Origin of the sequence: Streptomyces sp. SID5785, assembly GCF_009870065.1 — a bacterium.
Taxonomy (GTDB): domain Bacteria; phylum Actinomycetota; class Actinomycetes; order Streptomycetales; family Streptomycetaceae; genus Streptomyces.
In genome coordinates, this window is record NZ_WWIA01000111.1 from 1 (window position 1) to 10,270 (window position 10,270).

Genomic DNA, 10,270 nt, shown 5'->3' on the forward strand with positions numbered 1-10,270 from the left:
TACCACGCGCATCTCGCGGTGGCACTGGTCGAGCACGGTCGGCTCGTAGAAGTAGCCGGTCGCGGGCCGCACGTCGGACGGTTCGGGGCGCTTGCCGCCGCAGCGGAGCACCGCCCCCTCGGCGAGGGCGGAGGCGACGTAGGACTCGGTCTTGTCGCGCTGCTGCTCGCTGACGAGCGGGCCGCACTCGACGCCGTCCTCCGTGCCGCGGCCGAGGCGGATCCTGTCGGCGCGGCGGGCGAGTTCGGCGACGAAGCGCTCGCGCACCGACTCCTCGATGATGAGCCGGGAGCCGGCCGAGCAGACCTGGCCGCTGTGGATGAACGCGGCGTTGAGCGCCTGGTCGACGGCCGTGTCGAAGTCCTCGTCGGACTCGCAGGCGTCGGCGAAGACGACGTTGGGGTTCTTGCCGCCGAGTTCGAGGGCCGCCTTCTTGACGTCGGCGGCGGCGGCCAGGGCGACCTTGGTGCCGCTGGCCAGGCCGCCGGTGAAGGAGACGAGGTCGACGGCAGGGTGGTCGGCGAGCCGGGCGCCGACGGTGGCGCCGGGGCCGGTGACGATGTTGGCGACGCCCTCGGGCAGGCCCGCCTCGATCAGCAGCTCGACGAGCACGACCGTGGTCAGCGGCGTGATCTCGCTCGGCTTGATCACGAAGGTGTTGCCCGCGGCGAGCGCCGGGGCGATCTTCCAACTGGCCTGGAGGAGCGGGTAGTTCCAGGGGGTGATCATCGAGCACACGCCGACGGGCTCGTGCACGACGACGCTGTGGATCTCGTCGGACCCGGCGTCGACGACCCGGCCCGCGCCCTCGCCGACGACCAGGTCGGCGAAGTAGCGGAAGGCGTCGGCGACACAGTCGACGTCGACGCGGCCCTCCTCGACGGTCTTGCCCGCGTCGCGGCTCTCCAGGAGGCCGATCTTCTCGCGGTCCCGGACCAGCAGGTCGGCGGTGCGGCGCAGCAGCGCGGCCCGCTCGGCGACCGGGGTGTGCGGCCAGGGACCCTCGTCGAAGGCGCGGCGCGCGGCGGAGATCGCGGCGTCCGCGTCCTCGGTCCCGCCCTCGGCGATGACGGCGAAGGGCTTGGCATCCGCCGGGTCGATGATGTCGCGCGTCGCCCCTGATGCGGCGCCGCGCCACTCTCCGCCGACATGGATGGTGTGTTGTGCTGACACGTCCTGCTTCGCCTTCCGTTCCAGATCGTTCCCCCGAGCACCGCGCAGGCCTCTCGGCACTCTCCGCGGTGATGTCGGATCCCCCTGCCCGGGGGTGGAGAAAGCATGCGCAACCCATGGCCAAAAGTGCGCTGTGTCACCACGCGCGTCGACACCACCCACCGCATGCACCCGCGAATGAGCCCATACGTACGCTGAGGAACGTTCTGTCCGGAGGGGTACGCGCTGAAGCAGCCGACTGAGACGATGACGAAGACGCGGGGAAGGCCGGGGCCGGGGAAGAAGCGGCCGGCGCCGAGGAAGACGGTGACGGGTCAGGTGTGGGTCCTGGTCCTCGCCGTGGTGACGGCCGGCCTGCTCGCGGCCAGGGCCCGCTCCCACGACGACGGCGACGGCGACGGCGCCACGGACGGCGACGGCAAGGCCGGTCGTACGGTGAGCGCCGCGCCCCGGGCGGGCACCGCGCGCGGGCTCGCCGCACAGGCCCGGCAGCAGCTGCTGAGCGCGCGGTCACTGCAGGTGACCGTCACGGACCGTTCGGCGGGCGCGGGGCGCTCGACCCCGTCCGCGCTCGACCTGTCCCTCGACCGGGACGGCGACTGCAACGGCACGGTCACGTTCGGTACGCGCGGCACCGCCACCGTCCTGCGCCACGGCGACCGGGTGTGGCTGCGCATGGACGACGCCCTGTGGCGGGCGCGGGTCCCCGGCTCCGCGGGCCGCGCCCTGACGGGCCGGATCGCCGGGAGGTACGTCACGGGACCCGCGTCCGACCCGACGCTGAAGGACCTCGCGAGCATCTGCGACCTGAGCGCCCTGCGCGCGCAGCTGCGGGCGGAGGCGCGGGACGAGGTGGTCACGGAGCGGGGCGGGCCCCGGACCCTGCACGGCGTGCGGGTCGTCCCGCTCACCGGCACGCGGCACGGGACGGAGGACACCCTGTACGTGACCGCGAGCGGGACGCCGCGCCTGGTCGAGCAGACCCGGACGAGCACGGGCTCGGGGTCGCGCCGCACCGACGTCACGACGCGGTACGCGGATCAAGGGGCGCCGGTGACGGTGACGGCGCCGGCCGCCTCGGACACGGTGAACGTCTCCCGGCTCTGAGCCCCCGTCCCCCACGCGGGCCACCCACGCCACCGGGTGGCCCGCGCCCCGGGGCGCCCCCCCGCTACCCGGGCACCCGCGCCGCACGCCCCGCGTCACACCCCCGCGGCGTCCGGCCGGTCCGTGTCCGGCAGCCAGTCGCGGGTCGGGTCGTGGTCCAGCCACCGGCGGCGCGCCGCCAACCCGGCGCAGGCCCGCAGCAGTTCCGCGACCGCGGGGTGTTCGCGACCGGCGGGCCACACGAGGGACCAGGCGTACAGCGGGGTCGGCTCGACGAGCGGGACGACGCGCAGGCCCGCGTCGTCCGGCAGCGGCACATCGGCCGGGAACAGGGTGAACTGGTCGGGCGCGTCCCGGAGTTGGGCCAGGAAGGTGTCGAGGCCGAGGTTCGGGCCGCCCTGCCGCGCCGCGATGCCGAAGCGGTCCGCGAAGCGCGTGAGGAAGTCGAGGCGGGTGGTCTCGGCCGGGTAGCGCAGGACGTGGTGGCGCAGGTCGGCCGGGCGGAGGGTGTCGGCGGCGGCGAGCGGGTGCCGGGCGCTGAGCACGGCGTCCACCGGTTCGAGCCGGACGAGACGGCGGACCAGCGCCGCGTCGCCGCGCGGCGCGCCGATGCCGCCCGGCCCCTCGGCGGCGCCGGGTGCATCGGCTGCGTCGACTGTGGCGGCGCCGTCCGGCAGGGCGTGCACCCGGCCGAAGCCGACGTCGATGTCGCCGCGCAGCAGCGCCTCCGCGACCGAGGGGTAGTCGCGGCCCGCACCCGACTCGACGCGGAGCCCGGGTGCCGCGTCGATCATGGCGGCGACGGAGCGCAGGGGTGCGTAGAGATGGCCCCAGACGTCGATGCGCAGCGGGCCGGCCGGGGTGGCGCGGACGGCGTCGACGGCGGCGCGGCCCGCGTCGAGGAGCCGCCGGGCCGGTTCGAGGAGGCGGTCGCCGGCGGCGGTGGGCACGGCCCCGCGGACGCCGCGCTCGAGCAGGGCGGTGCCGAGCACCTCCTCGAGCCGGGCGACGCGCTTCGACAGGGCCTGCTGGGTGATGCCGAGCCGGGCCGCGGCCCGGCCGAAGTGCCGCTCACCGGCCACGGCCAGGAAGGCCCGCACCTGCGCCGGGTCGAGATCGGGCCCCTCGAGCCCGGAGGCGGGCTCGGAGGCGGACCGGGAGGCGGGCCCGGCCCCGGGCCCCGGACCGGTCCTGGACCCGCCGCCCGCGCCGCCCGCGCCGCTCGCGCTGCCCGTTCTGCTCACGCCGCCCGTCCCCTCGCTCGCTCCTGGCACGCCCTGAGCCCGGAGACCTGTCCGCCCCGCACTCCACACTCCACACCGTACGGAACAACCGCCGGTTGTCGTACCAGGTGACCGGTTGTTGGACCCGACCGTGCCGGGCCGGGTGGACTGGGCCGCATGAGAGCCTTCGCACCCACCGGCCGTGCCCGTAGCGGCGCCCCGCACGTCGTCCTCGCCGAGCGTCCGCAGCCCCGGCCGCGCGCCGACGAGGCACTGATCAAGGTCGGCGCGTACTCGGTGAACCGGGGTGAGATCTTCAAACTCGAGGAACCGGCCGCGCAGTGGCTGCCGGGCAAGGACGTCGCCGGGCTCGTCGTGCAGCAGGCCGCCGACGGCAGCGGGCCGCGGGCCGGGGCCCGGGTGGTGGGCCACCCGATGAGCGCGGGCTGGGCCGAGTACGCCGCGGTGCCGACCGACGCGCTGGCCGAACTCCCGGACCACGTCGGCACGGTGGAGGCCGCCGCCCTGCCGCTGGCCGGCCTGACGGCGCTGCGCCTGCTGCGCGCCGCGGGCCCCGTCGGCGGCCGGCGCATCCTGCTCACCGGTGCCTCGGGCGGCGTGGGCCACTACGTCACCGAACTGGCGGCCGCCGCGGGGGCCCGGCTGACGGCGGTGACGGCCTCGCCCGAACGGGGCGCGCGGTTGCGGGAGTTGGGCGCCGACCAGGTCGTGCACGACGTGGCCGCGACGACGGGGCCGTACGACGTGGTCCTGGAGTCGACGGGCGGCGCCACACTGCCGCTCGCCCTGGCCCGGGTGCGCCGCGGCGGCACGCTGATCTGGTTCGGCCAGGCCTCCCGCACCCCGGTCACGCTGGACTTCTTCGACTTCTTCGCGGGGCCCGAGTCCGCGACGCTGCGGCACTTCCACTACATGGACTTCCCCGAGTCGTTCGCCGAGGACCTGGCCGCGCTGGTGCGCCTGGTCGCGGGCGGCCGGCTGCACCCGGAGCTGGGCCGCGTCGCGGACTGGTCCGAGACCGCCGCGACTCTCGCCGACCTGCGCGACCGCCGCATCCGAGGCAACGCCGTCCTGACCCTGTCCTGACCGGCCCCACCCCACTGAACCACTACTGAACCACCGCCGAACCGAACCGGAGACCGCCATGCCCACGCCCTTCTTCCGCCAGCCCGGCATCCTCCAGGACGTCATCGCGCAGAACCGCTCCCGCACGTACGGCGCGGGCCTGGACCCGTACGCGTACGAGCGGGTGACGCGCGCGCTCACCGATCTCCTCGCCTGGCCCGCCGCCTTCGTCGGCGCGGGGCACGAACATCTCGCGGACGGGGAGCGGTTCGAGGCGGCGGGCGCGACGCGTTCGGCCGGTGAGGCGTACCGGCGGGCGGCCCGCTGGTTCCACTGCGCGGTGCTGCTCCCGCACCCCGACCGCGAGGAGGCCGCGTACGCCGCCGGGCAGGCGGACCTCGCGGCGGGCCGTGCGCTCGCGCTCCTCGAACCGGACGCGGTGCGCATCGAGGACACGGCGTACGCGGGGCGGCTGCGCGGGGTCGCGCACGCGGACCGGGGTGTGGTCGTGGTGGTGCCGGGGCTCGACTCGTCGAAGGAGGAGTTCCACGGCCTGGCGGACGCCCTGCTCGCGCGCGGCACGGCCGTGTTCGCCATGGACGGCCCCGGGCAGGGTGTGCGCGCGGCGACGACGACCGTCGAGGCCGACTACCAGCACGTGCTGACGGGGGTCGTCGACGCGCTGCACGCCCACCTCGGTGCCCCGGTGCCGGTGGCCGTCGTCGGCCTCAGCCTCGGCGGCTACTACGCGGCGCAGAGTGCCGCCCACGAGCCGCGGATCGGCGCGGCGGCCGCGGTCAGCGGCCCGTACCGGCTGACGGGCTGGGACGACACGGTCCCGTTCGTGCGCGAGACGCTGACGCAGCGCGCCGGGTCCGAGGCGGCGGCCCGTGCCTTCCTGGCCCGCGTGGACCTGCGGCCGGTGGCGCCGCGTATCGAGGTGCCGCTGCTGGTGGTCGACGGTGCGGACGACCGCATCCCGGGTGTGGAGAACGGCGCGGGGCTGGCCGCGGCGGCGCCCCACGGCACCTACCACCTGGTGCCCGGTGGCGATCACCTGCTGGGGACGGTCCGCGACCGGTGGCTGCCCGGCACGGCGGACTGGCTGACGGAGCGGCTGCGCGGGAACTGACGGAGCGGGGCCGCACGGCAGCCGGGGGCACCAGATGGGGTAGGTGCCGCGCCGGCCGGGACGGGTGCCGCGGGATCGATCAGACGCAGTCGCGCAGGAGCTCCCGCACACAGCGGCGCAGCCAGGCGTGCCCGGGGTCCGCGTCGTGCCGCGGATGCCAGGCGAGCCCGAGCGGGAGCGGCGGCAGGTCCAGCGGGACCGGGAAGGCGACGAGGCCGAGGGCGGTGACCATCGGCACGGACCAGGTCCCGGCGAGGCCGATCAGATCGGTGTCCCGCAGGAAGAACAGCGAGGCGGGGAACGTGCTGACGCTGCCCACGACCCGGCGGCGCAGCCCCTGTTCGGCGAGGGCCACGTCGACCGGGCCGTGCAGCCGTCCGCGCCGCGACACGACGAGGTGACCCGACTCCTCGGCGAACCTGCGCGCGGTCAGCTCCCCGCGCAGCAGCGGGTGTCCGGCGCGGACGACGCCGAGCATGCGGTCCTCGCGCACGGGCTCGATCCGCACCTCGGGATCGGAGGTGTCGATGACGCCGACCTCCAGGTCGGCGGTGCCCTGGCGCAGTACGGGCGCGTCGACGTGGCTCTCGCCGAGGAACCGGATGCGGACGCCGGGGGCCTCGGCGGCGGCCCGCGCCAGCAGGGCGGGACCCAGGGCGGCGGCCAGCGCGTCGGTGCCGTGCACGGTGAAGGTGCGGGTGAGCGTGCGCAGGTCCTCCTCGCCGCGCGCCGCGAACAGGGTGCGGGCCCGCTCCACCACCGCGCCCACCTCGGCCCGCACCGACAGGGCGTACGGTGTCGGCACCATGCGCCGGCCCGCACGGACCAGGAGCGGGTCGCCGAGCGCCTTCCGGGCACGGCCGAGGGTGCGGCTCATCGCGGGCTCGGACAGGTGCAGCCGCCGGGCCGCGCCGCGCACGCTCTGCTCCTCCAGGAGCACGTCGAGCGCGACGAGGAGGTTCAGGTCGAGCCCGAGGGCGGCGGCGGGCGGCTCGGCGTCGGACGGCGACGGTGATTGCGTCATACGCAAGTATCCCCTGCACACATTGCACTGGAGTAAAGGCCGGGGCCGAGCCTACGGTGGAAGGGCGTTCCGCACCCTTTCTTCTTCCCCCTCATGACGCTCCGGGAGGAGCCATGCCCACGCCTGCCCAGACACCGCCGCCCACCCGGTCGGCGCCCGCACAGACGTCACCCGGACCTGCACCCGCACCCGCACCGGCCGCGCCCCGGCTCGGGCGGGCGACCCTGCTCGCCGTCTGCGCCTGCGTGCTGGTCGCCCAGAGCATGGTCGCGGCGATCAACCTGCTGATTCCGCAGCTGGGTGCCTCGTCCCTGCATCCTTCCGCGTCCGAGATCATGTGGACCGTCGACGCGTACGTGATCGCGTTCGCCGGACTGCTCATCCCGGCGGGCGCGGCCGCCGACCGGTACGGGCGCAAGGGAGCCCTGCTGACCGGGCTCGCCCTGTTCGCCGCGGGTTCTGCGGTGAGCGCGCTCGCCACGACGCCCGGCCTGCTGATCGCGGGCCGTGCCGTCTGCGGCACCGGGGCCGCGCTGATCACACCGGCGACCCTGTCGATCCTCGTGCACCTGACCCCGGGCGGGGCCCGGCGCGCACAGGCCCTGGCCTCCTGGACCCTGGCGCTCGGCCTCGGAGGCGCGCTCGGCAACCTCGGCGGTGGCCTCGCGGGGCAGTTCCTGACCTGGCGCGCACTGTTCTGGGCGATGGTCCCGCTGGCCGCGCTGCTCGCCCTCGCCGTCGCGTACGCGGTGCCGCGCACCCCGCGCACGGACCGCGGCAACCCGGACCCGCTGGGCACCCTGCTCGTCACGACGGCGCTCGTCGCGATCCTCTTCGGCATCATCGAGGGGCCGCAGTTCGGGTGGGCGTCGCCGCGCATCATCGGCGCGTTCGTGCTCGGCGCGCTGCTCGCCGCGGCGTTCACCCGGCACGCGCTGCGGGCGCGGGCTCCGCTCTTCGATCCCCGCGTCTTCCGGTCCGCGCGGCTGCGCGCGGCGACGCTCGGCACGGCCGCGGGCTTCTTCGGACTGTTCGCCCTCTTCTTCCTCAACTCGCAGTACCTGCAAGGGATCAAGGGGTACGGGGCGGCGCTCACCGGGTTCGCGATCATGCCGGTGACGGTGGGCATGGCGCTGGCGCCGAAGTTCGCCGCACGGTGGCAGGCTCGGCCGCGGCCGGTGGTCACGGTGGGGCTCGCGCTGATCGGGCTCGGCCTGCTCGGCGCCTCGACGGCCGGACCGCACACGCCCTACGGGATCTACGTGATCTGGCTGCTGGTCATCTCGTTCGGCACGGGCACCTGCATGCCGGCCCTGACGATCGGGGTCGTCGGCTCGCTCCCCGCGCATCAGGCGGGGCTGGGTTCCGGGCTCGGGACGGCGGCGCGGGAGGTGGGGGCCGCGGTCGGGGTGGCCGTCGCCGGTACGGTCCTGGCGGGTGCCGGGGCGGACTTCGGCGCGGGGATGGCGTCGGGGCTCAGGCTCGTCGGCGTGGTCGTGCTGGCCTGCGCGGTGCCGGTCTTCCTGGGGTACCGGCGACGTGACGACGCGTGAGACGCCGCCGCCCGCGGCGGGTCCGGGGACCCGCCGCGGGCGGCGGCACGACCGAGGGCGGAGCCCCCTGATCAGATGAGGCCGAGACCGCGCACGGCCTCGCGCTCCTCCGTGAGCTCCTGGACGGACGCGTCGATGCGCGCACGCGAGAACTCGTTGATGTCCAGGCCCTGGACGATCTCGTAGCGGCCGTCCTTGGTCGTGACGGGGAACGAGGAGATCAGGCCCTCCGGCACACCGTAGGAACCGTCCGACGGGATACCCATGGAGGTCCAGTCGCCCTCGGCGGTGCCGTTGACCCAGGTGTGGACGTGGTCGATCGCCGCGTTCGCCGCGGAGGCCGCGGACGAGGCACCGCGGGCCTCGATGATCGCGGCGCCGCGCTTGGCGACGGTCGGGATGAAGTCGTCGGCCAGCCACTGCTCGTCGCCGCCGATGGCCTCGATCGCGGGCTTGCCGGCGACGGTGGCCTGGAAGATGTCCGGGTACTGCGTCGCGGAGTGGTTGCCCCAGATCGTCAGGCGCTGGATGTCGGCGACCGTCGAGCCCGTCTTCTTCGCGAGCTGCGTCAGCGCGCGGTTGTGGTCGAGGCGGGTCATCGCGGTGAAGCGCTCGGCCGGTACGTCCGGGGCGGCGGCCTGGGCGATCAGGGCGTTGGTGTTGGCCGGGTTGCCGACGACGAGGACCTTGATGTCGTCCGCGGCGTGGTCGTTGATGGCCTTGCCCTGCGGCTTGAAGATGCCGCCGTTGGCCTCGAGGAGGTCACCGCGCTCCATGCCCTTGGTGCGCGGGCGGGCGCCGACGAGGAGGGCCACGTTGGCGCCGTCGAAGGCGACGTTCGGGTCGTCGGAGATCTCGATGCCCTGGAGCAGCGGGAAGGCGCAGTCGTCGAGCTCCATGGCGGTGCCCTCGGCGGCCTTGAGCGCCGGGGTGATCTCGAGGAGGCGCAGCTTGACCGGCACGTCCGCGCCGAGCAGCTGGCCGGAGGCGATGCGGAAGAGCAGTGCGTAGCCGATCTGGCCGGCGGCGCCGGTGACGGTGACGTTCACGGGAGTGCGGGTCATGGCGTTCTCCGTAGGACAGCAGGACATTTGATCGATCTCTCTACATCAAGAGATCTGTTCGTCAGGCTATCGCGCCCCACCGGGACCGCACCTACCGGTTCGTGTGGCTCACCCCACAGCCGCGCGGAGTGCACTCCTGCGCGTCACCGGGCGCAGACCTGTTCGCCCGCGCTGCCGTCGGCCGCCCGGCGTGAGCGTGGCGACGGCCGCCGGCCCGGGAGAGCAGGGCGCGGCGGCCGCCGTGGGGGTGCCACTCTGTGACCGGTCCCGTGGGGGGGGGTACTCTCCCGCCTTCCCCGAAGCACCGTCCTCATGCGCCACATCTCGGCCAGATGCCCCGGCCGGACACCCCCGTCGCTTCGCGCCGGACTCGCGCCGACCCCGGCTACTTCGTGCAGACCTCGGTGCCGCTCGCGAGCGTCGCGCAGGCCTTCGCGTCGCCGCTCGACGAGACGGCCAGCATCGGCGTGTACGCGTCCGTGTCCGCGTCGCCGACCAGTCCCTTCTTCGAGGACTCGGTGCCGGACCGGAGCAGCACGCTGTCGCCGGGCGCCGCCCCCTGGACGCGGGCCCACGCCGCCTTGCACGTCTTGCTGTAGCGGACCTCGACCTGCGTCGTGCCGGACAGGATCTTCGCGGTGCTGTCGGCGAAGTCACCGCCGCAGCCCATGGCCTCGGGGTCCTTGCCGGTGCAGCTGTCGCCGACGCACTGGACGCCGGCCGGCAGCCGGGGCGCGCTGGTCGTCGGGGTGGGGCTCGGCTCGGCCTTGTCGTCCTTGTCGCCGCCGCTGGTCAGGACGTAGGCGAGCACGACGACGAGGGCCGCGCCGACGACCCCCGCGAGGAACATGGTCAGCCGGCGCCGGCCGCCACCACCGCCGCCGGAGCGCCCGGGAGGCGTGCCCGGT

General features: G+C 75.1%; 9 protein-coding genes. 4 read left to right on the forward strand and 5 right to left on the reverse strand.

All coding sequences use genetic code 11. The features are described 5' to 3' along the window. The coding region (locus GTW43_RS03555) for an aldehyde dehydrogenase family protein (protein ID WP_161300143.1) at window positions 1-1,173 on the reverse strand (1,173 nt) is incomplete at its 3' end. A gap of 306 nt (window positions 1,174-1,479) precedes the next feature. Here GTW43_RS03555 and GTW43_RS03560 point away from each other — a divergent pair. Then, on the forward strand, window positions 1,480-2,280 hold the full coding sequence (locus tag GTW43_RS03560) for a hypothetical protein (RefSeq protein ID WP_161300144.1): 801 nt from the start codon (window positions 1,480-1,482) through the stop codon (window positions 2,278-2,280). A 95-nt stretch (window positions 2,281-2,375) separates the two neighbouring features. Here GTW43_RS03560 and GTW43_RS03565 read toward each other — a convergent pair whose 3' ends face one another. Then, the gene (locus GTW43_RS03565; RefSeq protein WP_343245886.1) at window positions 2,376-3,524 is read right to left on the reverse strand and encodes a LysR family transcriptional regulator; all 1,149 of its coding nucleotides are present in this window, start codon (window positions 3,522-3,524) and stop codon (window positions 2,376-2,378) included. Window positions 3,525-3,680: 156 nt separating this feature from the next. On the opposite strand from GTW43_RS03565, the gene GTW43_RS03570 reads away from it, so the two are divergent. Both GTW43_RS03570 and GTW43_RS03575 read left to right on the forward strand, forming a co-directional pair. Next, entirely contained in the window at window positions 3,681-4,610 is a 930-nt protein-coding gene (locus tag GTW43_RS03570) for a zinc-binding dehydrogenase (protein WP_161300145.1), read from the forward strand. Between the two features lie 58 nt (window positions 4,611-4,668). Further along, on the forward strand, window positions 4,669-5,721 hold the full coding sequence (locus tag GTW43_RS03575; RefSeq protein ID WP_161300146.1) for an alpha/beta fold hydrolase: 1,053 nt from the start codon (window positions 4,669-4,671) through the stop codon (window positions 5,719-5,721). 79 nt (window positions 5,722-5,800) lie between these two features. On the opposite strand, the gene GTW43_RS03580 is transcribed toward GTW43_RS03575, so the two are convergent. Beyond that, window positions 5,801-6,745, reverse strand: coding sequence for a LysR family transcriptional regulator (locus GTW43_RS03580; protein WP_161300147.1), 945 nt, complete (start codon window positions 6,743-6,745; stop codon window positions 5,801-5,803). A 113-nt stretch (window positions 6,746-6,858) separates the two neighbouring features. Here GTW43_RS03580 and GTW43_RS03585 point away from each other — a divergent pair, with 113 nt between their 5' ends. Continuing rightward, window positions 6,859-8,298 carry an MFS transporter gene (locus GTW43_RS03585; RefSeq protein ID WP_161300148.1) on the forward strand — a complete coding sequence of 480 codons (1,440 nt, stop codon included), beginning with the start codon at window positions 6,859-6,861 and terminating at the stop codon, window positions 8,296-8,298. 71 nt (window positions 8,299-8,369) lie between these two features. On the opposite strand, the gene GTW43_RS03590 is transcribed toward GTW43_RS03585, so the two are convergent. Continuing rightward, window positions 8,370-9,362: a malate dehydrogenase gene (locus tag GTW43_RS03590; protein ID WP_161300149.1), complete on the reverse strand. Its 993-nt coding sequence runs from the start codon at window positions 9,360-9,362 to the stop codon at window positions 8,370-8,372. Window positions 9,363-9,747: 385 nt separating this feature from the next. After that, window positions 9,748-10,270 (reverse strand): DUF2690 domain-containing protein (locus GTW43_RS03595; RefSeq protein ID WP_161300150.1); only part of this gene is annotated, 523 nt, incomplete at its 5' end.

Coding starts and splice junctions, on each gene's coding strand:
- GTW43_RS03585 (WP_161300148.1), top strand. CDS start 6,859: ATGCCCACGCCTGCCCAGACACCGCCGCCCACCCGGTCGGCGCCCGCA.
- GTW43_RS03580 (WP_161300147.1), bottom strand. CDS start 6,745: ATGACGCAATCACCGTCGCCGTCCGACGCCGAGCCGCCCGCCGCCGCC.
- GTW43_RS03570 (WP_161300145.1), top strand. CDS start 3,681: ATGAGAGCCTTCGCACCCACCGGCCGTGCCCGTAGCGGCGCCCCGCAC.
- GTW43_RS03575 (WP_161300146.1), top strand. CDS start 4,669: ATGCCCACGCCCTTCTTCCGCCAGCCCGGCATCCTCCAGGACGTCATC.
- GTW43_RS03590 (WP_161300149.1), bottom strand. CDS start 9,362: ATGACCCGCACTCCCGTGAACGTCACCGTCACCGGCGCCGCCGGCCAG.